Annotated in this window: 28 protein-coding genes; 11 read left to right on the top strand and 17 right to left on the bottom strand. The window is 67.5% G+C overall.

Annotated elements, in window-relative coordinates; translation table 11 throughout:
• Nucleotides 1-18: 18 nt before the first annotated feature.
• The gene (locus BMX32_RS15030) at nt 19-597 is read left to right on the top strand and encodes a TetR/AcrR family transcriptional regulator (protein WP_089979941.1); all 579 of its coding nucleotides are present in this window, start codon (nt 19-21) and stop codon (nt 595-597) included.
• 67 nt (nt 598-664) lie between these two features.
• On the opposite strand, the gene BMX32_RS15035 is transcribed toward BMX32_RS15030, so the two are convergent.
• Nucleotides 665-1,237, bottom strand: a complete 573-nt coding sequence (locus tag BMX32_RS15035) for a TetR/AcrR family transcriptional regulator (protein ID WP_089979942.1) — start codon at nt 1,235-1,237, stop codon at nt 665-667.
• Between the two features lie 77 nt (nt 1,238-1,314).
• On the opposite strand from BMX32_RS15035, the gene BMX32_RS15040 reads away from it, so the two are divergent.
• Nucleotides 1,315-2,064: an SDR family NAD(P)-dependent oxidoreductase gene (locus tag BMX32_RS15040; RefSeq protein WP_089979944.1), complete on the top strand. Its 750-nt coding sequence runs from the start codon at nt 1,315-1,317 to the stop codon at nt 2,062-2,064.
• 51 nt (nt 2,065-2,115) lie between these two features.
• Here BMX32_RS15040 and arsC read toward each other — a convergent pair whose 3' ends face one another.
• Together arsC and arsH are read right to left on the bottom strand one after the other, a co-directional pair.
• Complete coding sequence (arsC, locus tag BMX32_RS15045) at nt 2,116-2,514, bottom strand: arsenate reductase (glutaredoxin) (RefSeq protein WP_029213584.1); 399 nt, start codon at nt 2,512-2,514, stop codon at nt 2,116-2,118.
• A 34-nt stretch (nt 2,515-2,548) separates the two neighbouring features.
• Nucleotides 2,549-3,262 (bottom strand): arsenical resistance protein ArsH, encoded by a 714-nt coding sequence (gene arsH / locus BMX32_RS15050; protein ID WP_280140858.1) that lies wholly within the window; start codon nt 3,260-3,262, stop codon nt 2,549-2,551.
• Nucleotides 3,263-3,385: 123 nt separating this feature from the next.
• Here arsH and BMX32_RS15055 point away from each other — a divergent pair, with 123 nt between their 5' ends.
• From BMX32_RS15055 to BMX32_RS15070, 4 genes are all read left to right on the top strand, one after another.
• Entirely contained in the window at nt 3,386-4,672 is a 1,287-nt protein-coding gene (locus tag BMX32_RS15055) for an arsenic transporter (protein ID WP_089979947.1), read from the top strand.
• Nucleotides 4,673-4,717: 45 nt separating this feature from the next.
• A complete protein-coding gene (locus tag BMX32_RS15060; protein WP_089979949.1) occupies nt 4,718-5,092 on the top strand; it encodes an ArsR/SmtB family transcription factor in 375 nt (124 codons plus the stop codon).
• Nucleotides 5,093-5,241: 149 nt separating this feature from the next.
• Entirely contained in the window at nt 5,242-5,970 is a 729-nt protein-coding gene (locus BMX32_RS15065; protein WP_170843682.1) for a universal stress protein, read from the top strand.
• Nucleotides 5,971-5,980: 10 nt separating this feature from the next.
• Nucleotides 5,981-6,418 carry a CBS domain-containing protein gene (locus tag BMX32_RS15070; RefSeq protein ID WP_280140849.1) on the top strand — a complete coding sequence of 146 codons (438 nt, stop codon included), beginning with the start codon at nt 5,981-5,983 and terminating at the stop codon, nt 6,416-6,418.
• Here the strand turns inward: BMX32_RS15070 and BMX32_RS15075 are convergent.
• Nucleotides 6,336-7,025: a DUF2238 domain-containing protein gene (locus BMX32_RS15075; RefSeq protein ID WP_089979954.1), complete on the bottom strand. Its 690-nt coding sequence runs from the start codon at nt 7,023-7,025 to the stop codon at nt 6,336-6,338. The genes BMX32_RS15070 and BMX32_RS15075 overlap by 83 nt on opposite strands.
• A gap of 140 nt (nt 7,026-7,165) precedes the next feature.
• Between BMX32_RS15075 and BMX32_RS15080 the strand changes: the two genes are divergently transcribed.
• Entirely contained in the window at nt 7,166-8,062 is an 897-nt protein-coding gene (locus BMX32_RS15080; protein ID WP_089979956.1) for a universal stress protein, read from the top strand.
• A 39-nt stretch (nt 8,063-8,101) separates the two neighbouring features.
• Nucleotides 8,102-10,606, top strand: coding sequence for a cation-translocating P-type ATPase (locus BMX32_RS15085; RefSeq protein WP_244511572.1), 2,505 nt, complete (start codon nt 8,102-8,104; stop codon nt 10,604-10,606).
• On the opposite strand, the gene BMX32_RS15090 is transcribed toward BMX32_RS15085, so the two are convergent.
• On the bottom strand, nt 10,577-10,999 hold the full coding sequence (locus BMX32_RS15090) for a universal stress protein (RefSeq protein ID WP_089979959.1): 423 nt from the start codon (nt 10,997-10,999) through the stop codon (nt 10,577-10,579). The genes BMX32_RS15085 and BMX32_RS15090 overlap by 30 nt on opposite strands.
• A gap of 139 nt (nt 11,000-11,138) precedes the next feature.
• Between BMX32_RS15090 and BMX32_RS15095 the strand changes: the two genes are divergently transcribed.
• Nucleotides 11,139-11,645, top strand: a complete 507-nt coding sequence (locus BMX32_RS15095) for a universal stress protein (RefSeq protein WP_089979961.1) — start codon at nt 11,139-11,141, stop codon at nt 11,643-11,645.
• Here BMX32_RS15095 and BMX32_RS15100 read toward each other — a convergent pair.
• The 11 genes from BMX32_RS15100 to BMX32_RS15150 form a co-directional block, all read right to left on the bottom strand.
• The gene (locus tag BMX32_RS15100) at nt 11,627-12,007 is read right to left on the bottom strand and encodes a universal stress protein (protein ID WP_170843684.1); all 381 of its coding nucleotides are present in this window, start codon (nt 12,005-12,007) and stop codon (nt 11,627-11,629) included. The genes BMX32_RS15095 and BMX32_RS15100 overlap by 19 nt on opposite strands.
• Before the next feature lie 70 nt (nt 12,008-12,077).
• Nucleotides 12,078-12,788: a response regulator gene (locus BMX32_RS15105; protein WP_089980390.1), complete on the bottom strand. Its 711-nt coding sequence runs from the start codon at nt 12,786-12,788 to the stop codon at nt 12,078-12,080.
• Between the two features lie 4 nt (nt 12,789-12,792).
• Nucleotides 12,793-14,757 carry a PAS domain S-box protein gene (locus tag BMX32_RS15110; protein ID WP_089979964.1) on the bottom strand — a complete coding sequence of 655 codons (1,965 nt, stop codon included), beginning with the start codon at nt 14,755-14,757 and terminating at the stop codon, nt 12,793-12,795.
• Nucleotides 14,758-14,832: 75 nt separating this feature from the next.
• Nucleotides 14,833-16,203, bottom strand: a complete 1,371-nt coding sequence (locus BMX32_RS15115; protein ID WP_089980393.1) for an MBL fold metallo-hydrolase RNA specificity domain-containing protein — start codon at nt 16,201-16,203, stop codon at nt 14,833-14,835.
• Nucleotides 16,200-17,204, bottom strand: coding sequence for a zinc-dependent alcohol dehydrogenase family protein (locus tag BMX32_RS15120; protein WP_280140859.1), 1,005 nt, complete (start codon nt 17,202-17,204; stop codon nt 16,200-16,202). Before BMX32_RS15120 ends, BMX32_RS15115 begins: the two co-directional genes overlap by 4 nt.
• A 217-nt stretch (nt 17,205-17,421) precedes the next feature.
• Entirely contained in the window at nt 17,422-18,666 is a 1,245-nt protein-coding gene (locus tag BMX32_RS15125) for an MgtC/SapB family protein (protein ID WP_089979965.1), read from the bottom strand.
• Between the two features lie 5 nt (nt 18,667-18,671).
• Nucleotides 18,672-20,144 carry a GNAT family N-acetyltransferase gene (locus tag BMX32_RS19060; RefSeq protein WP_089979967.1) on the bottom strand — a complete coding sequence of 491 codons (1,473 nt, stop codon included), beginning with the start codon at nt 20,142-20,144 and terminating at the stop codon, nt 18,672-18,674.
• Between the two features lie 27 nt (nt 20,145-20,171).
• Nucleotides 20,172-21,068, bottom strand: a complete 897-nt coding sequence (locus BMX32_RS15135; protein ID WP_089979968.1) for a universal stress protein — start codon at nt 21,066-21,068, stop codon at nt 20,172-20,174.
• 116 nt (nt 21,069-21,184) lie between these two features.
• Nucleotides 21,185-22,060 carry a universal stress protein gene (locus BMX32_RS15140; protein ID WP_170843686.1) on the bottom strand — a complete coding sequence of 292 codons (876 nt, stop codon included), beginning with the start codon at nt 22,058-22,060 and terminating at the stop codon, nt 21,185-21,187.
• A 71-nt stretch (nt 22,061-22,131) separates the two neighbouring features.
• A complete protein-coding gene (locus BMX32_RS15145; protein ID WP_089979972.1) occupies nt 22,132-22,725 on the bottom strand; it encodes an OmpA family protein in 594 nt (197 codons plus the stop codon).
• A 31-nt stretch (nt 22,726-22,756) separates the two neighbouring features.
• Nucleotides 22,757-23,515, bottom strand: a complete 759-nt coding sequence (locus BMX32_RS15150; protein WP_089979973.1) for an SDR family NAD(P)-dependent oxidoreductase — start codon at nt 23,513-23,515, stop codon at nt 22,757-22,759.
• A 30-nt stretch (nt 23,516-23,545) separates the two neighbouring features.
• Between BMX32_RS15150 and BMX32_RS15155 the strand changes: the two genes are divergently transcribed.
• A complete protein-coding gene (locus BMX32_RS15155) occupies nt 23,546-24,535 on the top strand; it encodes a universal stress protein (RefSeq protein WP_089979975.1) in 990 nt (329 codons plus the stop codon).
• Between the two features lie 237 nt (nt 24,536-24,772).
• Here BMX32_RS15155 and BMX32_RS15160 read toward each other — a convergent pair whose 3' ends face one another.
• Nucleotides 24,773-25,786 carry a universal stress protein gene (locus BMX32_RS15160; RefSeq protein ID WP_139206749.1) on the bottom strand — a complete coding sequence of 338 codons (1,014 nt, stop codon included), beginning with the start codon at nt 25,784-25,786 and terminating at the stop codon, nt 24,773-24,775.
• A 62-nt stretch (nt 25,787-25,848) separates the two neighbouring features.
• Between BMX32_RS15160 and BMX32_RS15165 the strand changes: the two genes are divergently transcribed.
• Nucleotides 25,849-26,724 (top strand): universal stress protein, encoded by an 876-nt coding sequence (locus BMX32_RS15165; RefSeq protein ID WP_170843687.1) that lies wholly within the window; start codon nt 25,849-25,851, stop codon nt 26,722-26,724.
• The last annotated feature ends 51 nt before the right edge of the window (nt 26,725-26,775 follow it).

The raw sequence follows: 26,775 nt of genomic DNA on the forward strand, positions 1-26,775 counted from the left end.
CTTTTCAGGAGTCTGGGTATGAGAAACGCGGAGGCGTCGAAGGAACGCATCCTGGAGGCCGCCATGGAGGAGTTCTCGGCCCATGGGATCGCCGGCGCGCGCGTCGATCGCATCGCGACGGCCGCCGGGTGTAACAAGAACCTCATCTATATCTATTTCGAGAGCAAGGAGAAGCTCTTCACGACGGTCCTCTCGCATTACCTCGTGCCGGCGTACGAGCACCTTAAGTTCACGCCGGAAGATCTTTCGGGGTATGCCGGACGGGTCTTCGACTTCTCCGTCGCAAACCCGGCGCTCATGCGCCTGCTCGTCTGGTTCACCCTCGAGCAGAAGGCCGACGAGCCAACGGAGCGCGATAACGCGCATACCGAGAAGGTCCGTGCACTGGCGTCCGCCCGCAAGGCAGGCCTTATTGGTGACGGCTTTTCTCCGGATTTTCTTCTTTCCATGGTAATGACGCTTGCGACCATGGGCACGGCAGCGAGCCCGTTGGGCCCCGCGCCCGTGTCGGGAAAGAAGCGGGACGCGTTGCGCAAGGAGGTCATGGCTGCCGTCTCCACCCTTGCGCACGCCACCCTCGCCTCGGCTCGTCGATAGCATCCGTCGCTTGCCGATACCCGACGTGCCGTAAGACGGGGCGCCGCATCACGCAGCGCCTCGTCGTTCAGCGCATCTTGATACCGTCGAGAAACAGATCGATCAGGTGCGTCACCCGCGACTTCACCGGGCCGCCCTGCTCCACCGCAAGCGATGCGGCCGTGATCACGTAGAGCAGGTCGTCGAACGACACGTTCTTCGCGACGGCCCTGGCTTTCTGCGCGCGCTGCAGCAATCGCCTCCCCTCCTCGGCCCCTGCGTAGCATCCCGTGGTGTGACTCTTGAGCATGGTGCCGAACAGCACGGCCAGTCCCTGATAGTGACTCGCGTGCGTCGCGAGTTCGACCATGAATGCACGAAGCGACATGCCGGGATCCAGGACGTCGTCGCGCTTTCGGCTGTTGGCGGCGAGCGCGAGCAGCCGTTCGTCGCAGAGCGCGCCGAGCAGCGCATCGCGCGTGGGGAATCGGCGGTAGAGGGTACCGATACCGACCTTCGCGCGTTTCGCGACGTCTTCGAGCGACGCGTCCGCGCCGCGTTCCAGGAATACCTCGTCTGCCGCCGCCAGAATGCGCTCGCGGTTACGCAGCGCGTCGGCGCGCAGCGGTGTCTCGTCGATCGGCGGGGAGGATTCGGTCATCGAAGGTCTCGGTTGCAAAGCGGATGATGCCTCCATATAGTAAATGGAGCAAACCTCCACTTATACGAAGGGCAGTCATGAACAAGCGTTTCGAAGGCAAGATCGTCGCCATCACCGGCGGTAGCGAAGGCATCGGCTTCGCCACGGCGAAGGCATTCATCGCGGAAGGCGCTCGCGTGTACATCACCGGCCGGCGGCAGGATCGGCTGGATGCCGCGGTCGCGGAACTCGGCCCCGCCGCCGTTGGCGTTCCGGGCGATGTGGCGAACACCGGCGACCTCGATCGCCTTTACGCCCGCATTCGTGAGGATCACGGCAAGCTGGATGTCCTCTTCGCGAACGCGGGCGTCGCGGACTCCGACGCGCTTCCTCTCGGCGATATCACCGAGCAGGACTTCGACCGGATCTTCGGCGTGAACGTCCGCGGCCTGCTCTTCACCGTGAACAAGGCCCTGCCCTTGTTGTCGGCGGGCGGCGCGGTGGTACTGAACGGTTCCGTCGCTGGCAGCAAGGGGTTTCCGGGGCAGTCGCTCTACAACGCGACCAAGGCGGCCGTGCGCTCGTTCGCCCGTAGCTGGACGGCCGACCTGAAAGACCGTGGCATCCGCGTCAACGTCGTCGCACCCGGTGGCACGGATACGCAGCTGATGCGCGGCTACCTCGAGATCCGGCCGGGCGCCGACGAGATGCTCAACCAGATGGTGCCGCTAGGCCGCCTGGGCCGCACGGAAGAAGTCGCGGACGCCGTGCTCTTCCTCGCGTCGGATCAGAGCAGCTACATCGCGGGCGCCGAGCTCGTCGTCGACGGCGGCCTCGCCGCCATCTGAACCCGCAGCACCATGCTGCCCGTCACGGGCGGCATGCGCACAGGTGGGAATTCACCCCCCGACGATCTCGCCATCTTCCTTGGTGAAGGGCCCGGGCAACGGCGGAATGATCTCGAGTACCCGCTCCGAAGGCCGGCAAAGGCGCGTGCCGCGCTCGGTGACGACGAAGGGTCGGTTGATCAGGATCGGATGCGTCAGCATGGCGTCGACGATCGCCGCGTCGTCGACGGATGGATCGTCCAGACCGAGCTCCTGATACGGCGTGCCCTTCTGTCGGACGGCCTGTCGCGGCGTCAGGCCCGCGTCGGCTAGCAGGCGCAGAAGCGTGGCGCGATCGGGCGGTGTCTTGAGGTACTCGACGACGGTGGGCTCGATGCCCGCGTGACGCAGGATCGCCAGCGTGTTGCGCGACGTGCCGCAGTCGGGGTTGTGGTAGATCGTGGCGTGCATGGCCGGAACCTCTGGGTGCAGGTGAAGGAGACGACTATGGTGAGCGCGCGACTGTTGGCTCGACCACCGCCGCCGCCTCGGCCAACGCGCGCGCTTCGGCAGCGCCCTTGCGTTCGCTGTACCGGTCGACCAGGTAATCGCTCCGCCCGCGCACCAGCAGCGTGAACTTCATGAGCTCTTCCATCACGTCCACCACGCGGTCGTAGAACGGCGACGGCTTCATGCGGCCATCGTCGTCGAATTCGTTCCGCGCCCGGGCGACGGAGGACTGGTTGGGGATCGTCACCATGCGCATCCAGCGACCCAGCACCCGCAGCGCATTGACGACGTTGAACGACTGCGAGCCACCGCAAACCTGCATCACCGCAAGTGTGCGGCCTTGCGTCGGACGAACGCCGCCGTCTTCCAGAGGCAGCCAGTCGATCTGGTTCTTGAACACGCCCGTCATCGTGCCATGTCGCTCGGGGCTCACCCAGACCTGCCCTTCCGACCAGAGCGAGAGCGTCCGCAGTTCCTGCACCTTCGGATGATCGCCTGGCACGCTGTCGAGCGGCGGCAAGCCCGCCGGGTCGAACACGCGTGTTTCAGCGCCCAGATGACGGAGGATGCGCTCGGCTTCGAAGGCGAGCTTGCGGCTGTAGGACTGCGGACGCAACGAGCCGTACAGGATAAGGATGCGCGGCGGATGACCGCCGTCGCCGTCATCGGTGAGGCGATCCCACGCGGGATGCGGAAGGTCGCCGGTCAGGTGGGGAAGATCGACAGGGGACACGGTGTCTCCGCGGGTTGCTTGTCTGCAACGATTCTATCATTCTAGAAATATGGAAACAAAGGCCGTCCCCTCGTCATTGTCGGGCTATCGAAGGCTCTCATGATCGTCGCGCTCGCACTTTTCGTCATCACGCTCATCCTCGTCATCTGGCAGCCTCGCGGACTGGGCATCGGCTGGAGCGCCATGGCCGGTGCGGTCGCGGCCCTGTGCCTGGGCGTGATCCACCTCGACGACATTCCCGTGGTGTGGCACATCGTCTGGAACGCGACGGCCACCTTCATCGCGGTGATCGTCATCAGCCTGTTGCTGGACGAGGCCGGTTTCTTCGAATGGGCGGCGCTCCACGTCGCCCGATGGGGAGGCGGTCGTGGTCGCCACCTCTTCGCGCTCATCGTGCAGCTGGGTGCCGCGGTCGCTGCGCTTTTCGCCAACGATGGTGCCGCCCTGATCCTCACGCCGATCGTCATGGCCATGTTGCTCGCGCTGGGTTTCGGGCCAGCGACCACGCTGGCGTTCGTCATGGCCGCGGGCTTCATCGCCGACATGTCGAGCCTGCCGCTCGTGGTGTCCAACCTAGTCAATATCGTCTCCGCCGACTTCTTCGGCATCGGCTTCGGCGCGTACGCCGCCATCATGGTTCCCGTCACGCTGATCGCCGTTGCCGCGACGCTGGGCGCGCTGCTGATGTATTTCCGGCGCGATATTCCGCGCGCCTATGACATCGCCTTGCTGAAATCGCCTGCCACGGCCATTCGGGATCGGGCCACCTTCAACGTCGGTTGGGCCGTGCTGGCCTTTCTGCTGCTCGGCTTCTTCGGCCTCGATCGTCTCGGGGTGCCCGTCAGCGCGGTCGCGGCGGCAGGCGCCGTCGTGCTGATCCTCGTTGCCGCTCGCGGACATCGCATCGATACACGCAAGGTATTGAGGGACGCTCCCTGGCAGATCGTGCTGTTTTCGCTCGGCATGTACCTGGTCGTGTACGGCCTGCGCAATGCGGGGCTGACGCATCACCTCTCCGCACTGCTCGACCGATTCGCCGCATACGGCGTCTGGGGCGCCGCCCTGGGCACCGGCTTCCTGAGCGCCATCCTGTCGTCGATCATGAACAACATGCCGACCGTGCTCGTTGGCGCACTCTCGATCGACGGCACCACGGCGACCGGCGCCGTCAAGGAAGCGATGGTTTACGCCAATGTCATCGGCTGCGACCTGGGTCCAAAGATCACCCCCATCGGTTCGCTGGCGACGCTGCTGTGGCTGCACGTGCTCGGGCGCAAAGGCATGACGATCACCTGGGGCTATTACTTCAGGGTGGGAATCACCCTCACCCTCCCGATCCTCGCGATCACGCTCGCCGCTCTCGCGCTGCGCCTTTCCATTCACTGAAGGTCGGTTTGTTACACTGGCATCCAGCCCGCTGTAACCGCATCCATGAAGACTGGCGACGCCATCAAGGTCCTTTCGGCCCTCGCGCAGGAATCTCGCCTGGCGATCTTCCGGCTTCTCATCGAGCAGGGACCGGAAGGATTGCCCGTGGGCGTCATCGGTGAACGGTTGGGCCTCGCCAGCGCCACGCTGTCGTTTCATCTGAAGGAACTGCTGCACGCGGGCCTGGTTACCAGCCGCCAGAGCGGACGGTTCATCTATTACGCGCCGGTCATCGCCGCAGTGAACGGGCTGGTCGACTACCTCACCGAAAACTGCTGCGCCGCCAGCGGCGGCAGCTGCGCGCCGGTGGTGGCGGCCAGACGCACGGATGCCAGGCGGGGGCAGGCGACGAAACCGACACGCGCAAAAGCCTCCTGACCGCGGCGAGGCTTGATCGACGTCAACATGGCGCGGCATCGGTGGTGAAGCATGGCTTCGGAAGCCCTGCGGACATGGCCATGCTTGACCTTCTTGTCGACGTACGCGCTGGCGAACACGATACCGCCCACCTGCGGTTCGCGTTCGCATTGGCGTCGCGCTTCCGTGCCCATCTCACCGGCATGCAGGTCATCGCGCTGGATGCCAGTGTCATCGCGTTGCCCGAGCCACTCATCGTTCTGGAAAACGAGGAAACGTTCGCGCATGAACGCCATGGCTGGTGGGACGCATTGTGCCGGCGGTCGGCGATCGAGGGCACCTGGGAGGTACGGCGTGGCGTGCACCGGCGGGTGCTGGCTCAGCGGGCCAGCCTGGCCGACGTGCTGATCGGCCGGAACCCGAGATCGAATGCCGGCATCGCCGTGGGCACGGCACTGCTTGCCCGCGTCCTGATGTCGCGCGTCGCTCCCGTCGTCCTCGTGCCGGATGATTCGGCGCCCTCGTCGATGCGGCGCCTCCTCGTCGGCTGGAACGGTTCCGCCGTGTCGACACGAGCCATCCGTGCAGCCCTCCCGTTCCTCGCGCGGGCCAGGAAGGTGACGATCCTCGCCGGGGACAAAGGCCGCCGCACCCGCCATGGCGATGCCGATGCCTCGCTACGCGCCTGGCTCGGCCGTCATTCGGTGATTTACGACTGGGTCGAGCTGGCGCCGTCCGAACAGCCTGCGGAAGCGATGCTGGGTTGTGCCGAGCAGACGCGCTGCGATGCCGTGGTCATGGGTGCCTGGGGCCGATCACGGCTCCGCGAGATGGCACTGGGTGGAACCACGCGCACCATGCTGGCACATGCCCGTCTCCCCCTTTTTCTTTCGGCCTGAGTCATTCCCCATGCGTGCGATCGACATAGGACGGACACACGTGATCACGGCTTCTCCCCAGACGCCGGTAGGCGACATCGCGCAGATCATGCTGACCCACCAGGTTTCGTGCATCACCGTCGTGGATGCGCACGACCTGCCCCTGGGCGTCATCTGCGAACACGACCTGATCAGCCACTCCCTGCTCGGCGATGCCCATGCGCGGCGTCTCACGGCCATCGACATCATGTCGAAACCAGCCGTCGTCTGTCATGTGGATGCCTCGCTCGCCGAGATCGTGCAGGCGATGGAGAATGGCTCCATCGCGCACCTGCCGCTGGTGGACGAAAACCATCGCCTGGCCGGCATCGTCTCCGCCACCGACGTCACGGCCGCGATGGCGGAGCTCCTTGCCCGTCTGGCACGTGCACTGGCGCCGGACGCGCTGAGCGACCGTCCTTACGCATGAGCGATGCCCGGTAGCGCGTGATCACGGCGACGGCCAGGAGTGCGACGGCCGCGCCTGCCGATGCCATCAGCATGTCTTTCTGCGCATCCCACGGATCGCCCTGCGTGCCGAGGTACGCCTGACCGAGGTTTCCCCCGAAGATGCTCGCCGCTGCCCCTTCCACCAGCTCGTAAATCACCGAGTGCCCCATCACGAAGGTCAGCGGAAAGAGGAAACGCCAGATGCCGGCCGCAGGAGCACGCCTGGCGAACAGCTCGAGCGTCGCAGGCATGACCAGCACGCCATAGGCGAAGTGCACCCACCGGTCGTAGCCATTGCGTGAGACTCGCAGTTCCGTATGAGAAAACCCCAACTGCCCGAGCCATTCCGCATAGGGCACCATGGAATAGGTGAAATGGGCACCCACCTCGTGCAGGCAAAGCAGCGCGAACAACGCGAGATAGCTTCCGTTCGAAAAGCGAAGGGATCGGTAACCAAGGACCAGGAGCGGCAGCGCCACCGCGACGAGTGCGTTCTCGAGTAACCAGTCCTCGCGGTCGTGCGGTGCCACGCCCGACCAGGCGATCACCCCGAGCGACAGGACCAGTAGCAGGTGTGTCGATCGCATGCCAAGCCTGCCTGAGCGAAAGCTTCTTCTCGCATGGCGGCGTCAATGCGAGCTTGACCTGAATCAAGGGGCGGCACGACACACGGGGTCACATTGGGCGCCACGGCGGTAGCGACCGCCGGTTACCGAATGGAGGTCCCATGACAGCCGCCCAGGTCCAGGAGCACGGAGCCATGCTGGCATCGTCGTCGGCGTTCCGCGATATCGCGGTCATCGTGACCGGCAGCGCGAGCGATCGCGCACTTGCCCTCGCCGCCGCGAACCTTGCCCGGATCTCCGCTGCCCGTCTCCATATCCTGCGGCCTTTGCTGCTGCCCATGCCCGCGATCCACCCATGGGCGCTCATGACGGACCCGACGTGCGCCGCACGTTGTGCCCGCCTGCGGGAGGCAGCCGCCGTGCATAACGCGACGATCGAAGCCGCGATCGTCGACGAACGTGTAGAAGCGTCTGCGGCGGTACTGGAAACCATGTACGAATCACCCGGCAGGCTGCTCGCTGGTGCCTGCCAGGCCATGGACATCGCCGTCCTGATGCGACCGGACAACATGCCAGTGGCGGAGGCCGCGGTGCGCGGCTACTTCGCCGATCTGCTGCTGGGGTCGGGGCGGCCCGTCATCGTGCTGCCACCGGCCGCGGCGGCGGACTGCCTCCTGCCCGGTCGAGTCGTCGTGGCGTGGTCGGGTAGCGCCGAATGCGCGCGGGCCGTGCACGAGGCGATGCCGCTGCTTCACTGCGCCCGCGTCGTCGAAATCCTCAGCGCCGTGCCGGCTGTGCCGGCCCACATGCCGTTCGTCATCCCGGCCGAAACGCTGGCGAGCCACCTTGCCCACCACGATATCGATGCCACCGTCGTGCACGAGACGATTCACGACAGGCCGCCTGCGCATCACATCCTTGCCCATGCGGCAAGCACGCGGGCGACGATGATCGTCGCTGGCGGCTATGGGCATAGCCGGTTGAAGGAATGGATCATGGGCGGCACCACGCGCTCGCTTTTCCATGACGCGCCCGTCCCTGTCCTGTTCTCGCACTGACGCGGCCTCGCCATGGATGCCGACGGCCGATCGGGCCAGATGGGTCTGAGTCAGGAAGAAGCGCAGGCCCGCTTGCGGCGCGATGGGCCGAACAGTCTTCCGGGCCACGGGCCTGCGCCGCTATGGCGCATAGCCCGCGGCGTGCTCGTCGAGCCCATGTTCCTCATGCTCCTGGTCGCCAGTGCTCTGTACCTGGCGCTGGGCGATACCGCCGAGGCGTCGTTCCTGACGGTATCGGTCGCGGTGATCATCGCCATCACGGTGCTGCAGGAACGGAAAACGGAACGTGCCCTGGAAGCCTTGCGCGATCTCTCCGCGCCATCCGCGCACGTGATACGCGATGGCGCGGAACGCTGCGTGCCATCCGCCGAGGTGGTCGTCGGCGACCTGCTCTCGCTGCGCGAAGGCGATCGCGTCTCGGCAGACGCCCTGCTCGTCAGCGGCAGTGTGGAGGCCGACGAATCCATGTTGACCGGCGAATCCGTACCCGTGCCCAAACCATCGGACGACGGTGGCGCCGTGCTTTACGCCGATACCGTGCTGACGCGCGGCCGGGCGATGGCGACCGTGACGGCCGTGGGGACCGCCACCGCCGCCGGCCAGATAGGGCGCGATCTGGCCGTGGCCGTGCAGGCCGTATCCGGTCTGCAACTCGCCTCGCGCCGGCTCGTGCGTGCCTTCGCGCTCGCGGGCTTCGCCAGTGCGGTGGCGCTGTGGCTCGTCAGCTGGCTGTGGGACGGCCACTCGTTGCTCGATAGCTTCCTGGCCGGCATCGCGCTCGCCATGGCCATGCTACCGGAAGAGTTCCCCGTGGTGCTCACCGTCTTCCTGGCCCTGGGGGCGTGGCGTATCGCTCGCCGTAACGTCCTTGCGCGCCGCATCTCGGCCGTGGAGGCGCTGGGCGCGATCACGGTGCTCGCCGTGGACAAGACGGGCACGCTCACCCGCAATCGCATGCAGGTCGCGGAATGCTTCGCCGATGGTCGCAGCGCGGATGCCAGGGTGGCCATGCCGTCAGAGATGAAGAATCTTCTGAGTCTCGCCGTACGCGCGTCGCCCGTCGATTCGAACGATCCCATGGAGCACGCGATACACGCGCTCGGACGGGAGCAGCTCACTGCCCCCGAATACGCGGCGATCACGCGGGCACCGGCCCATGAATACCTGCTGGAACCCGGGCTGCTGAGCATGCCCCGGGCGTTCGCCCAGGCGGACGGCACCTTCCTCGTGGGCGCGAAAGGGGCGCCGGAGGCCATCATGTCGTTATGCGCGACCGGCGAAGCGGCACGCGACGACCTCTCGCGACAGGTCGACGCCATGGCGCGGCGCGGACTGCGTGTCCTTGGCGTCGCATGCGCGACGTGGTCGGGTGAACACTGGCCCGACACGCAGCATGGTCTCGCTTACCGTTTCGCCGGGCTGATCGGGCTGGAGGATCCACCGCGACCGGACGCCGCGGCCGCGATGGATGAGTGCCGAACCGCGGGCATCCGGGTCGTCATGATGACCGGCGACCACAAGCTCACCGCGGAGGCGATCGCGCGCGCGGTTCGGCTCAGCCAGCAGCCCATCGTGCTCACCGGCGATGAACTCGACTCACTCGATGACGGGAGCCTGCGACGCCGTTTGTCCTCGACCGACATATTCGCCCGTGTGCGGCCCGCCCAGAAGCTGCGGCTGGTGGAAGTCTTGCAAAGCGACGGGAACGTGGTTGGCATGACGGGCGATGGCGTCAACGATGCGCCGGCGCTGAAGGCGGCCGACGTGGGTGTGGCCATGGGAAGGCATGGCACCGATGTCGCGCGCGGTGCCGCGGCGCTCATCCTCCTCGACGATCGCTTCGCCAGCCTGGTAGCGGCGATACGCGAGGGTCGGCGGATCTACGACAACATCGTCAAGGCCTTCCGGTTCATCGTGGCCGTGCACGTGCCTGTCGTCGCCTTCGCATTGATTCCGCCCCTTCTGCACTGGCCGGTGGTCATCATGCCGGTTCAGATCGTGCTGCTCGAGCTCGTCATCGACCCCGCGTGTTCCGTGGTGTTCGAGGCGACGAAGGCATCGACCACCGTCATGCGACGGCCCCCGCGGCGTCCCGGCGATTCACCCTTTCGGGCCACGAACCTCGTCGAGGGCGCCATCCAGGGCGCCGGCGCCGCCCTCATGCTCCTGGCCGCCTACGGCGTGGCGCTCGCGTTACCCGGCGGCGTGACGCAGGCGCGGACCATGGCCTTTCTGGGCCTGCTCCTCGCGGTCGTCATGCTGACTCTGGCGAACCACGACCCGGCACGGTCACTGGTTCACGCGTTCCGTACGAATCATCGGCTGCTGGTTCTGGTGAGCGCCGTCATGGGTCTGACCGCCGCCGTACTCGCGATCCCCCCGTTGCGCCGGATGGTCGGCATCGCCCTTCCCGAGCCGCCCGCGCTGGTGCTCGTCGCCGCGACGCTACTGGCTTGCGTGGCGTGGCTCGAAGCGACGCGCCGGTTGGCCCGGCGTGTCCGCACCGCGAGGTCCTCATCGCACCACGAGCACCGGGATGCGTGAGTGGGCGAGGACCTTCAGCACCACCGAGCCAAGCATCAGGCTGCCGAGCGCGCCGTGGCCGCGGGATCCCATCACGATCAGCTGCGCGCGGCGCTTGTGTGCCGCGCGAACGATCTCCTCGCCGGGCTCGCCGACCACGATCATCTCCTCGGGGTTGCGACCTGCCGCTGCCATGAGCCGTCGCGCCGTGCGCAACGCCCGCGTGGCGTTGGTCGCATGAAACTTCGCCAAGGCCATGGCATCGAGGTAGCCCTCGACGTGCGCGCTCAGAGGCATGTCGACGTTGATGAGCGTGATCTCGGGGTCGCCTGCTCTCATCGGCCAGCGTTGCAGCACGAATCGAACCGCCCGCGTGCTGATGACGCTTCCATCGACGGCAATCAGGATTCTCATCGCCTGCTCCTTCGCCTATCGGCGCATGACTACGTGCGACTAGCAGGACACGCCTTGCGAGTGCAGGGTTTGATGCAGGTCAAGGCGCGCGGCGGCGCGTGGAGCATCGTGGCTTCCATCCCCTCAGCAGGAGAACGCCATGAACGAGCGTGACGGAGCGGCTCGTATCGAAGTCCTGGCCGCGGAGCAGCGCTTTCCCGCGTTTCATCGGGTACTGATCGCGACCGATGGCACGGAGGCCGCCCCGGCCGTCATCGCGTCCGGCGTGCGCGTCGCCCAGTCGCTCAGGATTCCGGTCAGCGTCGTCCATTCGATGCGCGCCTGGCATGGCGGCCCGTTCATTCGTTCGGTCATGCATGCCGCGGACGTCATCGCCGATGAGCGCCTCCTTGCGCGGGCGGAATCCTGTCTGGACCAGGCGCGTTCGGCGGCGCTCGCGGCGGGCGTCCGTTTCGAGACGCACCTCTCCTTCGATACCAACGCGCCCCGCGCCATCCTCGCCATGGCGCGCGAGACCGATTGCGACCTGATCGTGCTGGGGGCCGATGCCGCGCATGGATGGCGACAGGGCAACGTCGCGCGCCGCGTGGTCGACAACTCACCGGTGCCGGTGCTCGTCATTCCGCCTCACGCGCCCGTGTCCTGAGTCGCTGGCACGTACAGCGTCTGCCGGTCGGGCACCGCGATGCTGCCGTGCGACAGGCCCATGACCACCAGGTCGCAGCCAAGGTTCCTCGCCACCGCAAACGCGAGGCCTGCGCCATCCCGCGCAAAACCGTAGCGAACGTGGAAATCGATGCCGCTGGCCTCCTCGCACAGCGCCGCGCGTAGCCGCTCTGCGCGCCCCAATGTGGTCAGCGACGACCGAGGGTGCGACTGCGGCGATGTCACGATCGTGAGCAGCATCGTCATGCGTGCGCGCTCCGCACGCGCAAGTTCCATCACACGGGCGAATCGCCCGGGCGCGGCACCCTCGAGGTCGGTGGCGACCAGCACGTGGCGGAACATACGCGGCTCCCGTCTACCGATCGAGCGTGCTCCGTCGCGCATCCGCGATCTTGAGACAGGTCAAATGCCCTCACCCCGGCTCGAGCGTCCCCGCGAACATATAGCCCTGGCCCCGCACCGACCGTACCAGCACGGGGTGCGCGGGATCACGCTCCAGCTTGCGTCGCAGGCGGGCCACCTGCACGTCGATGGCGCGGTCGTAGGGGCCAGCCGTGCGACCGTGCAATCGGGTGAGCAATTCGTCGCGCGACACGACGCGGCGGGCACGCTCGACCAGCGCGCAAAGGAGCTGGAACTCGCCGCTTGTCAGAGGCACTTCGGCGCCCTGCTCATCCGTGAGCATGCGGGCATCCATATCGAGCCGGAAGCCTTCGAAGCGCCACTGACGGACCTCGCCCACCGGGCGCGCGCGTGCGCTCCGTCGCAACACACTGCGTACGCGGGCCAGCAACTCGCGCAGGTCGAACGGCTTGGCGACGTAATCGTCCGCGCCCAGTTCAAGGCCGACGACGCGATCGATCGCTTCACCCTTGCCGGTGACGATGATGACGGGACCGCCCCAATGCTCGTGCAGGTATCGGGTGGCGGCGAAACCATCTTCGTCGGGCAGGCCCAGGTCGAGCAGCACCAGATCGGCTGGCGAGCGCGTCAGCGCCTGACGCATCGCGTGACCATCCGGAGCGACGGTGACGACGAATCCCTGGCTGGAGAAATATCGGTCGAGCAGGGACGCCACGTCCGGGTCGTCTTCGACGACGAGCAGGCGCGTTCGATCGGTCACCGCTTCAGCCATGATGGGTTCGCCGTGTCGTCAGCAGGGCCGCGAGTCGCGCTCCGAGCTCGTCGAGCTGGTAGGGTTTCGCCAGCCAGTCGAAGCCACCCGCCGCGCTGCCCTGCCCCTGATCGTATCCGGACGTCAGCAGGATCGGCAGCGATGGCCGGACCTTGCGAATGCGTTGCGCCAGATCGACGCCGGATTGCCCGCCGGCGAGCACCACGTCGCTGAACACGGCCATGATGTCGGGCCGGTCTGCGATCACCGCCAGCGCCGTCGTGGCGTCGGCGGCCTGAAGGGTGGCGAAGCCCTGCGTACCCAGGTAGCGGCACGCGATCTGGCGCAGCTCCGCTTCGTCCTCGACGACCAGCACGGTGCCACCACCGCTGTCCCGGGAGGCGCGTGGCGCAGGCGCAGCCGGCGTTTCGCGCCGCGCGGCGGGCAATGCGAGCTGTACCTGCGTGCCCTGCCCCGGCACGCTCTCGATCTGCAGTCGACCGTGGGATTGCCGTGCGAATCCATAGACCATGCTCAGTCCGAGTCCGCTCCCCTTGTCGGCCGATTTCGTCGTGAAAAAAGGCTCCATCGCGCGTGCCAGTATGTCGGGCGGCATGCCGGCGCCCGTGTCGGCCACCGTGAACACGACGTTCGCCATGCGTGGCGTCCCGACGCTTTCCAGATGGACGCCAAGGGTAAGGTTGCCCCCGGAAGGCATCGCATCGCGCGCGTTCAGTGCGAGATTGAGCAGGGCCGCCTCGAGCTCCCCGGCATCCGCATAGACCGACGGAAGTCCCTCCGGGCAGTCGGCGCGCACCTCGATCGCTTCGCCCAGTGTCCGCACGAGCATGTCGACCAGGTCGGCCAGCAATACTTCGGGGCGAATCGCGCGAGGACGCAAAGGCTGCCGCCGCGAAAAACCCAGCAGCTTCCGGGTGAGCGCCGCACCGCGTTCCACCGCACGGGCGGCACTGGCGACCGCCTCGCGCATGCTGGTGGCGTCCATGTCCTCCAGCGAAAGCAGCTGCAGGTTTCCCGACACGATGGTGAGCAGATTGTTGAAGTCGTGTGCGATGCCGCCGGTGAGCTGCCCCAGCGCATCCAGGCGCTGTGCATGGGAAAGGCGTTCTTCACTCTGCGCGCGCCGGATCGCGGCGGACGCCAGATGGCCGGCCGAGCGCAAGAAATGCGCCTGATCCGAATCGGGCTGTCCCTGCCCCGGCAACAACGCGACAAGGTATCCCAGGGTGTCCGCGTCGCCGCCGAGAGCCACGCACATCAACGTCTCGTTGCCGAATTCGTGCATATGCGCCGGCTCGCCGGCGGCCAGCGCGCTGCGGGCGGCCGTGGGCAGCCGCTCCAGCCAGACAGCATTCTTCGCGTCGGCAAGCGCGTCCGGTAACACGCCCGCCACGCTGGCCATCCGGAAACCCTTGCCGCCGCGCACCTGCAAAAGGATGCCGGCCGCCGACGCACCGAGCGCATCGCGCACGTTCCGCGCCACGTCGCCGAGTGCCATGTCGGGGCCGGCGGCCGCGACGAGTAAACGGCCCATGTCGGCCAGCGCAACGTCATAGCGAACGCGAGCCAGCGCGCGCCGGGCACGCTGGGTCTCGGAGATGTCGCGGACCGATGCCGCGAACAACGGCGCCTCCTGGCTCGCCACGGGGCTCAGCCCGATTTCCACGGGAAACGCCGATCCGTCGGCGCGAATGGCGGTCAGTTCGCGGCCGGCACCCATGGGCCTCAGCCGGGGCGCGCGCGCGTACCCAGCTCGCAGGGATTCGTGCACCTCGCGCTGGGCGACGGGAAGCAGCGCCTCCACGCAGAGCCCTTCGAGCACACCGCGGGCGTACCCGAACAAGCGATGCGCCTGCTCGTTGGCGAGCACGATGCGCCCGTCCGGGCGCACCACGACCATCGCGTCGGGTGCGGCCTCGAACAGGCTGCGGAACAGCACCGGGTCATCGGGATGCATGAGAAGCCTTCTTCCGTCGAAAGGCGCCCGCCATTAGACGCCCAGCGTGGCGCCATCGCAATCCAGCCACCCGGCCTAGTCGAGCACGACCCGCTCGCCCGCCGCCGGCATGTGGCAACGGCGGCCGGTGGCCGCGACGATGGCGGCCAGCGCACGCATCCCGCGCTCCTTCTCGCCGTGCACCAGGAAGACGCGCCGGCGTGGCCTCGCGCCCAGCCAGCGCAGCAGGGCGGGCTTGTCGGCGTGGGCGGAAAAGCCGTTGATCGTCCATACCTGCGCGCGTACGGGGACCTCCTGGCCGAACAACGTGACGTTGCGCGCGCCGTCGATGATGCGGCGCGCGAGCGTGCCCGCCGCGGCGAAACCCACGAACACCACGCTGCTTCGGGCCGACCATAAATTGTGCGCAAGGTGGTGGCGCACACGTCCCCCGTTGCACATGCCCGCGCCTGCCAGGATGACCGCGCCCGCATGGATCGTGTTCAACGCCATGGATTCGGCGGTCGATCGGGTAAGGTGCAGCCCGGGCATCTGGAACGGATCGTGTTCGGGCGCCGTGCTTACCGGCTCGCGCAGGCACTCGGGGTGCCGACGGAAGACCTCTGTGGCGGAAATGGCCATTGGCGAGTCGAGAAACACCGGCGCGGGCATCACGCGGCCGGAGCGCATGCCCTTGGCCACGCTGTGCAGCACTTCCTGCGCACGTTCCAGCGCGAACGTGGGAATCACCACGTTGCCGCGGCGGCGCAACGTATCGTCCAGTGCCCCATGGAGTTCATCCACCGACGCGGCGAACGATCGGTGTTCCCGGTCGCCATAGGTACTTTCCATCACCACGTAATCGGCCTCCGGCGCCGGCACGGGATCGCGAAGCAAGGGGCGGCCCGGATTGCCGATGTCGCCCGAAAAGACGATGGTGCGTGCGATCGCACCATCGACCAGTTCGAGCGCGATGCTCGCCGAACCCAGGATGTGACCGGCGTCCGCGAAGCGCGCGGTCATGCCGGTCGCGACGGAAACCGCGCTGCCATAGTCGATCGCATGGAAGAAGTCGAAGGTATGCAGGGCGTCATCCACGTCGTAGAGCGGCCTTGCGGTGGCCTCGCCGCGCATGCGGTCCCGCGCCGCCTCCTCGGCCTGCAGCGTCGCGGCGTCGAGCAGGACGATGCGCGCCAGTTCGATCGTCGCGGCCGTCGCGAATATCTTGCCGTTGAACCCGTTCCGCACGAGTAGCGGTAAGCGTCCGCAATGGTCCAGGTGCGCATGCGTGAGAAGCACGGCGTCGATGCGGCCGGGGTCGAAGACGAATCCGGCCGCATTGCGCGCCTCCGATCCTCTGTCGCCCTGGAAGAGCCCGCAGTCGATGAGCACCTGGTGTTCGCCGCATGCCACGAGGTGGCATGAACCCGTGACCTCGCCAGCGGCACCATGACAGGTGAGGCTCATGGCCATGTGCAAGCCTCCTCGTCGCGGGGCGGCACGAGCACGGCGGCCCCCTGAAAGACTCCGTGGCGGAGATCCGCAAGCGCATCGTTGGCGGCGGATAGCGGGTAGGACCGCGTGCGAGTGTGCACCGCGCGCGTCGCCGGCGTCGCGAAGAAGCTCCGCGCATCGTCGCGGGTAAGGTTGGCGACGGAAAGCAGTTCGCGCTCGCCCCATAGCAACCGATACGGGAAGGATGGGATGTCGCTCATGTGGATGCCGGCGCAGACGACCTTGCCCCCTTTGCGTACGGCACGCAGTGCCAACGGTACGAGCGCGCCATCGGGTGCGAACAGGATCGCCGCATCCAGCGGCGCGGGCGGTGGTTCGTTCGATCCTCCCGCCCAGCATGCGCCAAGAGCCCGCGCGAACGACTGGGTGGCGATGTCGCCCGGGCGGGTGAAGGCGTAGACGTCGCGCTGCTGCGCCCTGGCGATCTGCGCCACGATATGCGCCGACGCGCCGAAGCCGTAGAGGCCCAGGCGCCGCGCGTGTCCCGTTCTTGTCAGCGCGCGCCACCCGATAAGGCCAGCGCAGAGCAGCGGGGCGAGGGCCACCGGGTCCGCATCCTCCGGCAAGGAGACGCAGTACGCTGCCCGCGCGACGATGTGCGTGGCGAAACCGCCGGGACGCGTGTAGCCCGTGAACGTCGCTTGCCCGCAAAGATTCTCGGCGCCGGCCAGGCAGTCATCGCAACGCTGGCACGTTCCCGCCAGCCACGGCACGCCCATGCGCTCGTCCACGTGTACGCCGTCGACGCCGGGTCCCACCGCCACCACCCTGCCCACGCATTCGTGGCCAGGAATCACCGGCAGCCTGACCTCGGGCAAGTCGCCATCCACCACGTGCAGGTCGGTGCGGCACACCCCGCACGCTTCGACGCGCAGGAGCACCTCACCCTCCGACGGTGCCGGCATGGTCAGGCGGCGCGGTACCAGCGACTCGCCGACACGCTCCAGCACCATCGCGAGCAGCGCGGTTCCTGCGACGTCGCCGCATTCCGTCGCCGTGCGGCCGCATCCGGGCCCACGCGGCCGTGCAGCGGGTATCTCGCCCTCGACGGGTGATCCCCGAAAGATCCTTAGCGATGGCGTGGCTTCGATACGGACCATTGTCGTTCCTCCGGCCGCGCACGGCGTCGCCTGAGCTTGCGTGTCGCGGCATCGCCGGGGTTGAGACAGATCAATTCACCGCCATGGCCGCAAGGAACGCCAGCGACATGAGCGTCAACCCCGCGCCGACACGCATGCCGTAGCGCGCCCCGCCTCTGCTGGCCGCGATGGCGGTCTTGAACAACGCCGAGGCCGCCTGGGCCGCGAGCAACGCCGCCGCTCCCGCGGTCAGGCCCGTCCGGCCCGACGCCACCAGCTGCGCGACGGCCGCCGCGGCCGCGTGCACATCGACGAGGCCCGAGAGCGCGGCCATCCATGGAACGCTCTCGCGACCCAGCTGATCCTGGACGATGGCGGCCACCAGGATGACGACAGCGATGAGTCCTACCAGGCGGATGGCAGCCCAAGGTTCGAACGGCCGGCTCCCTGCGAGCCGAACGGCATCCACCCGCTCGCTTCGCCGTGCGAGCCCGAACAGGACGGCAAGTACGAGACCGACCGCGGCGGCGCTGGCGAGTGGCCACGCCACGCGTGCCAGCAGCGCGGGCGAGAGGACGCCGACGATGACGGCGAGCTCGGCGGTCGATGCCACGCTGGCGAGCATCACCACGCAGGCCGCAGCCGTCGCCGAGCCACTGCCACCGCGGACACGCTCGCCCATGGCGGCGACGGTGGCGGTGCTGGAAACGACGCCACCCGCCAGGCCGGCGACGATCAGGCCCACGCCGCCCCGGAACATGCGCAGCGATACGTAACCCAGCGACGACACAGCCATGATGGCGACCACGAGAAACCAGAGTCGCCGCAGATGCAGGGCGCCCCACGGGTCGAGCGGTGCATCCGGCAGCAGCGGAAGCACCACGAACGCGGCGGCGGCCAGCAGCAGGAGGTCGTGCAGTTCGGTCGATGTCAGGGTGTGCCGGCTGAACGCGTGCAGCCGTGTCTTGTTGGCCACGACCAGCGACACCACCACGCCGAGCGCGGCGGCAAGCATCGGCCAGCGAACGGCGATCACGCCCAGCAGGAACGTGACAAGCAGCGACGCCTCGGCGACCGGGCTCGTCTGATCGGACCCCGTCCGCAAACGTGTCGCCAGTACCGCCAGGAACAGCCCTCCCACCGCGACGCCCACGGTGCCGATGACCCCGGCGGCGGCGCCGGCAAGAGCCACGAGCGTATGCGTGCGTACGCCGCCGCGGTCGGCCGAACGCGGCACGCTGGCGCGCTCGCGAACGACGCCGATCAGCAGGCCAATGCCAAGCGCCGCCACGAAGCCTACCAGCGCGAACTCCGCCGGCCATGTCGCCGCGTCCATGTCGATCAGTGCGAGAACAGCACCGGAATGCGCGCATGCATCAGCAACTCGCGGGTCACCCCGCCAATGGCCCACTCACGCAGCCGGCTGTGCCCGTAACCGCCCGCCACGATGATGTGCGCGTGTGATGTCGCGGCGTGCTCAAGGATGCGCGACGCCGTGCTCTCATCACCCGAGAGCTTCAGCAGCGACGGTTCGGCCTTGACGCCATGGTGCTTCAACAGCGCGACGACTTCGGCGGGTTCCGATGCATGGCTATCGTTCACCGAGGCCACCGACACCCATTCGCAGCCTTTCAGCAGAGGTAATGCGTCGTGGATGGCGCGCACGCATTCGCGGGTGTCGGCCCAGGCCACCACGGCACGGCGCGGCGGAACGACCGGCTCGGCGCCATGCGGGATGACCAGCACCGGCAACCCGGTCTCGAAGAGAAGGCTGGCGAAGTACCGCCGGAGCGACGCCGCATCGCCATCGTGCGCGCCCGGTCCGGGGATCATCACCAGATCGCGGCAACGCGCCGCCTGTGCCGCCAGCGATGACGGTTCGAGATAGAGCGCCTCGAGAGGATGCACCTCGCCCTGGACGTGCGCCTGCTTCAGATGCGCGCGCCAGGCATCGGCTCTCGTTCTGGCTTCGGCACGGATGACCTCGTACGCCTCGATGAACGATGCGTCGGGCACCAGCGACCAGCTGTCCACCATGGGCGTCGGCATGAGCAGCAATTGCAGCAGATCGACACGCGAGCCGAATACCCGGGCAAGGTCGATGGCCGCGTCGATCGCGGCACGGTCCGCGGATGTTTCGGTCAACGCCACGGCGATGTCGCGGTACGCCGGCTGCACCTCGGCCTTGCCGGTGGCGGGCGCAGGCCTGGCATCCGGCATGGCGTCCGCGGTTCGGCCATGGGAAACGGAGAGCTGGAGCGTATGCGTGACCAGCGTGGCATCGTCGGGATCGGCCTTGCGGGTAAAGCCCAGAAAGCGCGCCAGCTCTTCCATCTCGTGATTCTCCGCCAGGTCGATCGAATACATCGACTGGAAGCCGTTGCGTCGGGCGGTCTCGATCAGATGCTTCATCAACACCACGGCGAGGCCGCGATGTCGCCAGTCGTCCGCCACCGTCACGGCGCATTCGCAGCGCGTGCGATCGGCGCCCGTCGCGTAACGGCTGATACCGACTTCGCGCAGCTCGCCATTGTCGTGAACGAGCGCGATGTATGCGACCTTATCCACGCCATCGGTCGCCATCAGGCTATCCATCAGCGAATCGGATGCCTCGCGTATTTCGCCAAGAAAGCGGCAGCGGCGCGCCTCCGCGGAAAGACGCCGTATGAATGCCTGCTCGCGCACGCGGTCGTCGGCACGTAGTGGCCGGATGAGGACATGCGTGCCATCGTTCAACGCCGCCACCTCGTGTTCGCCATCCGGCGACGGGAACGGCGTTTCCGGTGCTGCAGGCTGAGGGTTGACCTGACTCATGGGTAGGACCTCACGGGGCATGGATCGTCAGTGGGAAAAGAGAACGGGAACCGATGCGTGGCGGTACAGGGTTCGCGTCGTTCCGCCGAGGGCCCATCGTCGGACGCGGCTGTGGCCATAACCACCGGCGACGATGAGCTGGGCGTGCGAACGGCTCGCGCGCTCCAGGATGGTCTGGCCCATGGGGCGCCCACGGGAACGTTCGACCACGATGCAGCAGGTCACGCCGTGGCGTTCCAGGTGAGCCGTGATGGCCGCGCCGAACTCGCCCGCCCTTTCCAACGCCGTGGGCGCCGGATCCACCATGAGGACATCCACCCGTTCCGCCCGTCGAAGCAGGGGCAGCGCGTCGTTCACCGCGCGCATCGCCTGCGGGGCGTGGCTCCACGCGACGATCACGCGTCGCGGTGGTGCCGCCACGAGCTTGAAATCGGATGGCACGACGACCACGGGGCGACCCGATTCGATGAGCGTCGTCGCGAAGTGCGTATGCGCCGTGCGCCGATCGGTCGACGCGCTGGACGGGCGCCCCATGACGACAAGGTCGGCCCGCCTCGCCTCGCGCGCCGCGGCGACGGCCGACGCGATGCCCATGGCTTCGACGATGCGTGCGGTGACCGCGATACCCTGTTTCTCGAGCCTGACCTTGAGCGCGGCGCAATAGGCTTCGCCACGCGCGTGCGCATCCGCTACGGCGTCGATACAGGTCATATCGGGCGCAAGCGCCCACACATCCGTCGCCGGTGCGGGCACCGGCACCACGCGCGCGATATCCAGCGCGGCGTGGTGCTCGCGCGCCACCAGGCCCGCGAAGCCGCTGGCCACCATGTCCGCCGGCGACTCCAGCGCCATCAGCAGCACGCGGGTCAGCGCCGTATCCGGTGTCGGGGCTAGCGGCCTGGGATGAAAAGCGGTTTCGACCATGACGCATACTCCGGACCCGGAAGCGGGCTCGCATGCCCTGTATAGGACGAACGCCGAGCGCGTTCTTGATCCTCGTCAAACACCCGGCGTGGCGCGCGCCGCGACACGTCGGTGGATCAGTGCGCCATGAAAAGCGCCGTGCGCGAACGCTGCAACAGGGCTTGCGTGGTGCCGCCGAACACGAACTCGACGTACCGCGGGTGACCATAAGCTCCCATGACGATGATATCGGCCGCGATCTCTGTCGCTATTCGCAGCAACGTTTCCTCGGGCGGACCGCCCTGCGAATCGACGAGCTCGACATCGGCATCCCTTCCATGCCGGCGCACGTGCACGGCGGCCGGGGCCAGGCTAGCCGCACTCACCGCATCGGCCCTGGCGCCGGAGGAACCCACGACCGAGACCAGATGGAAATGGCACTGCGGCGGCAGGGCATGCATGGCGTCGTGCAATGCGCGCGTGGCCTGTGGCGCCGCACTCCAGCAAACCAGTGCCCGCGACGGTGCCGCGCGCAACCTGGCACCGGGCGGCAGCACCAGGCTCGGGCGACCACTCTGCATGAGGATTCGGCTGAACCAGCTGGCCGTGGATGGCGCCTCCGGCGGCACCACGCACGGTGCCGCCATCACCACGAGCCGCGCGCGGCGGGCGACGCCAAGCAACGAATCCGGAAGCGTTCGCGCGGGGGATTCGCCAACGTCGCAGCCCGCGTTCGCAACCATCCCCTGCACCTTTCGACGCATCGTGGCCAGGTGTGTCGTCGCATCCTCCCGGCGTACCGCGTGGTCCACGGCCAGTGCGTGGTCCGGCGCTTCCCCCCATTGGCACGCCACGCGCTCCGGCATCGGCACCGGCAGGATCGCCTGCCATCTCGCGCCGACCGGCGCCATCGCCGCCGCCGTCTCCAGCACCTCGGCATCGGAGGGTCGTCCGGTGAGCAGTGACAGCAGCGTACCGAACGGGAACGCGTCGCTGGCTGCCCATGCGGGCAAGGTGGAACCCAGCGCCGCGTCGACGCGAGACGGCTGGGTCCCGTCTCGCCCCTGCCCTGGCCGTGGCGTTTTCATCCGCCGCTCGCGGACGGGACGCCCGCGTCGTCGACGACCAGCGATACGCGACGGTTGGGCTCGGCGCCATCGCCCCATTTGTCCTGCAGCACTTGGCGATTCCTCGCCTCGCCGTAGCTGACCACGCGCACCTTCTCGCCGGATAGCCCACCGGTCGATATCAGGTAATCGCGAACGGTCTGCGCACGCTCGCGCGCCAGCCTGAGATTGAATGCCTTGCTGCCGGCGGCGTCGGCAAAGCCCTCGACCGTGATCACGGCCTCGGGAAAATGGCCGGACACGACCTTTGCGAAATCGTCGAGGAGCGGCTTGTCCTCGTTCCGAAGCGTTGCGTCGTTGAACGCGAAGTGGGCCGCCGTGTCGACACGGATCCGGCCTTTCATCTGTGCGATCTTGACGTCGTAATCGGCGAAACGCTGACGCATCTGCTCGCCGAGGTTATCGATCTCCTGCTGCTGCTTCTGATCCGTCGCACGCAGTTCCGCGATGGTCGAATCGAAGTCGGCTTTCTTGACGTAGCCGTGGCAGCCGGCAAGGGCCCCCATCAGGAGGCAGGACGAAATCACGAAAGGATGGCGATGGCAACGCATGGCTACTTCTCCTCTGCATGTGAACGCCCCCCTAGCGGGCGGTGTATCCCCCGTCGACGATGAATTCGGCGCCAGTGATGAACGAAGCCTCGTCGGATGCCAGGAACACGGCGCACCAGGCCACCTCATCGGGTGTACCGAGCCTGCCGAGTGGGTGCAGCGCCGCGATGGCCTGGAATCCCGCTGCCTCGCCAAGGTCCTTTCCCGCCACGAAGCCTTCGACCATGGGCGTACGGATGAAGCCCGGATGGATGGAGTTCACCCTGATCCCGTCCTTCGCGTACAACAGCGCATCGGTCTTGGTCATGAGGCGCACCGCACCCTTCGAGGCGTGGTAAGGCGGCACGTCGGGAGCACTCACCAGGCCATAGATGGACGACAGGTTGATGATGCTGCCCCCGCCGCCGGCACGCATGGCCCCCACGGCGTGTTTTACCCCGAAGAACACGCCCTTGACGTTGATCCGCTGCACGCGGTCCCACTCGTCTTCGGTGAGTTCGTGCGTCGGCTTGTCCGGACCGGCGATGCCGGCGTTGTTGACGAGGATGTCGAGCCGGCCATACATCGCACGCGCGTGCCGGATCGCGCCGGCTACGTCCGCCTCGCTGCCGACGTCGGCGTGGATGAAATCGATCCGGCCGCCGTGCGTGGGCGCATCGACGGGTTCGGGGCGGCATACATCCGCGACGACGACGTCCGCCCCTTCTTCAGCCATGCGGCGCACGCAGGCCGCCCCTATACCCATGGCACCGCCCGTGACCAGCGCGACCTTCCCACGCAATCGATGCATGGCCAATCTCCGTCACTCGATGACGCAAGCATGGCGTCGCCGAAGGTGACGCAGTTGATCCAGGTCAACCGCCAGGACGACGCGCTGGCCAAGAATGGCGCCGCCCGTCAACGTGAGGATTGCGCCATGTCCACGGCACCACGCACGACCCCGGAGCACGCGACCGAGCCATCGGCCGCGTGGCGCGATATCGGCAGCCTGGCCGCGCAGTTGCCCTGCGACGGCGCCGCACTGGCAGGCGCCGCGGCCATCGCTGGCGCCACCCACGCCCGGATCACCGTTACCCAACTGCTACCCCTGCCGGTCGATACCGCCAGTGCCTGGGCCCTCGCCATGGATCCCATGGTCGCCGAGCGGCATGAACGGATACGCCTCGATGCTCGCCGCCAGGCCGACGACATCCGGCATCGGATGGCGGCCTACGCCGTCCCCGGCGATATCACGACGCTCGAATCACTGTTCGACGAGCCTGCGAGTCTGGCGGCCATGGCCGCGCGCCGCACCGACATATCGGTGATGGCGCGGCCCTCGGGATCGGTCACGGATGCCGCGTATACCCACGCCGTTTTTGCCGGGCTGCTGCTTGGCTCGGGCAGGCCCGTGCTCGTCATGCCGGAAGGCAGCAAGTTGGCGTTGCCTGTGAAACATGCCGTCGTGGCCTGGACCGATACGTCGCAGGCGACGCGCGCCATGCACGATGCCATGCCGCTGTTGCTGCATGCAGGCGCCGTTGACCTCGTCACCATCGACCCGCCCGCGTCGCCGCTGGAGAGCCAGGCCAATGCTGGTGACGGCGCGGCCCAGCTCCTGCAGGCGCACGGCATTCCCGTGACCGTGCACCGCATACGCGGCCAGGGGCGTGCAGCCAGCCAGTTGCTACTGGATCACTGCCGCACCGTGAACGCGGACCTTCTCGTGGCGGGTGGCTATGGGCATGCCAGGTGGCGCGAATGGGCGGTGGGCGGTACGACGCGTGAGATCTTCTTCGAAACGAGCCTGCCGACATTCTTCGCCCACTGACGTGCCGGTACGCCGTGATGTTCCCGATCTGGATCGATTCCGCCGAGGTGCGCAAGGGCACGCTCGCGGCAGGTCGTGGTTAGAACATGTCCGGGCGGCAGCTCCCCTTGCCTCATGGACGGTCATGCTGTCCGCGTAGACGGGCCAGCGCTGCCGCGAGTCGCTCGCCCGCCGTCCTTCTGTGACGAAACGATTCGCGCGACGCGACATGCACGGGTGCTCCACGGCGCCCCGCCATCAATGCGAAAACAGCACAGGGATAGGGCTCTCAATGAAGAGTTCGCGCGTCGTCCCACCCAGGGCCCACTCGCGAAGCCGGCCGTGCCCATAGCCCCCGGCCACGAGCAGTTGCGCATGCCGCCGCGTCGCCTGCCTGAGCAAGGTATGCCCGACGCTGGACCCACGCGACGAGCAGGTGACGAGGTGCGTGCGAGCACCATGCGCGCGCAGATGGGCCATGACGTTCGCGGCCGATGCAAGCAGAGGGTCGCTTTCGTTCGACGTGACATCCACGATCACGATATCGACCGTCTCCGCGCCTTCCAGCAACGGCATCGCGTCGTGCAAGGCGCGGGCGGCCTCGGCGGTTTCGGCCCATGCCACGCTGATCGCGCCAGGCGGGAAGCTCGCAGTCGTGCCTTCCGGCACCACCAGCACCGGGCGGCCCGATTCGAGCAGCAGCGCGGCGAAATACCGGTGCGCCGCACGCGCCTGCGAGGCCGAGCCGGTGGGGCGTCCCATCACTACCAGGTCCGCATGTCGCGCCGATGCCGCGGCCACTGTACCTGGCGCGTGATGGAGCGCCTCGAGAGTGCGGACTTCGCCCTGCACGTCCCGCCCGGCGAGCATCCGGCTGAACTCGCCAGCACGCTCCGCCGCTTCCCGGCGCAACCGTGCATGGCGCTCCACGCGTGCCGGATCCGGAATCAGCGCCCACGCATCCGCGGCGGTCACGGGCATGGCCAACACTTGCACGACATCGAGGCGACCCCGTGCGCGACGAGCCAGGCTCGCCGCCACCTCGACTGCGAGGGTATCGCCGGACAGGTGCGACACCACGGCCGTGATGTCGCGAAACGCCCGGAGCGCGTCAGGCGGTTTCTCGCCGGTCTCGCTGCCCAAGCTGCGCCACTCGAGCGCATCCGCAGGATCTTGCCTGAACATGTTGTCAGCCATGGTTTCCTCCGCGGCGGTCGAGGTGGGGCCACTTTTGTAACAGGGAGCGCGAAGGTTCCGCTTGATGCCGATCAATAAAACGGGCAGAGGGTCGGACGACGATGCACGGGTGTACCGCGAAAACTCCGGGAGTCGTCATGTTCAGCCACATCCTGCTTGCCATCGATACGCCGGAAGGCATGGCCAACGCCGCGCGACTCGCCATCGATCTGGCGGCCCGGCTTGGTGCCACGCTTTCCGTACTCCATGTCGTGACCGACGATGTCGCCGTGCCCGCTGTATCGGCGGAAGCGCGTGCGACGGCGCCGCCGAACATCGAATTCGACGCGCTGCGCGACATGGCTCGCGCGAGCGGCGTGGCATGCGGGTGTGAACGCGTCAGCGATGGCACGCCCGCCCGCGCTATCGACGCTTACGCCGTCGCGAACGGCTGCGACCTGATCGTCCTGGGCACGCACGAACGAGGTGGCCTCAAGCGCGCGATTCTGGGAAGCCAGGTAGACAAGCTGCTGCGACGCTCCCACGTTCCGGTGCTCGTTTGCCCGCAACAGGGCGATTTCGCCATCCACCGCGTCCTCGTGCTCGTGGACGACTCCGACGCATCCCGTCATGCCGTCGATGTATGCATGGAACTGGCTTCGATACTCGGCAGCCACGTGTACGCGTTGCTCGTGCTCTCACCGCTGCCCTCGGTGAACCTGCTGGCGGACTATCTCCAGGGCAACATCCATTTCAGGCACCTGACGGGCCGTGCCGAGCGGCTACTCGAAGGCATCAGGGCCCAGGCGAAATCGGCGGGTGTCGCGGTGTCCACCGAATACACCTTCGACCGCCGTCCCGATACGGTCGTTACCGCGCGTGCCTGCACGCACCGCTGCGACCTCGTGGTGCTGCCCCGCCATGGTCACGCGCCGCACCACACGCTGTTCCACGACCTCACGGAACTTTGCGCCATGGCGGCCGAGACACCGGTGCTCGTATGCCCGCAGCCGGTGGACCAGCCGGTGGCCTGACCTCGATCGACACGCGGTGCCATGCCGCACCGGAACATCCCCTTCCTTCCG

It is taken from the genome of Luteibacter sp. UNCMF331Sha3.1 (assembly GCF_900109915.1).
In the GTDB taxonomy this organism is placed as follows: Bacteria; Pseudomonadota; Gammaproteobacteria; order Xanthomonadales; family Rhodanobacteraceae; genus Luteibacter.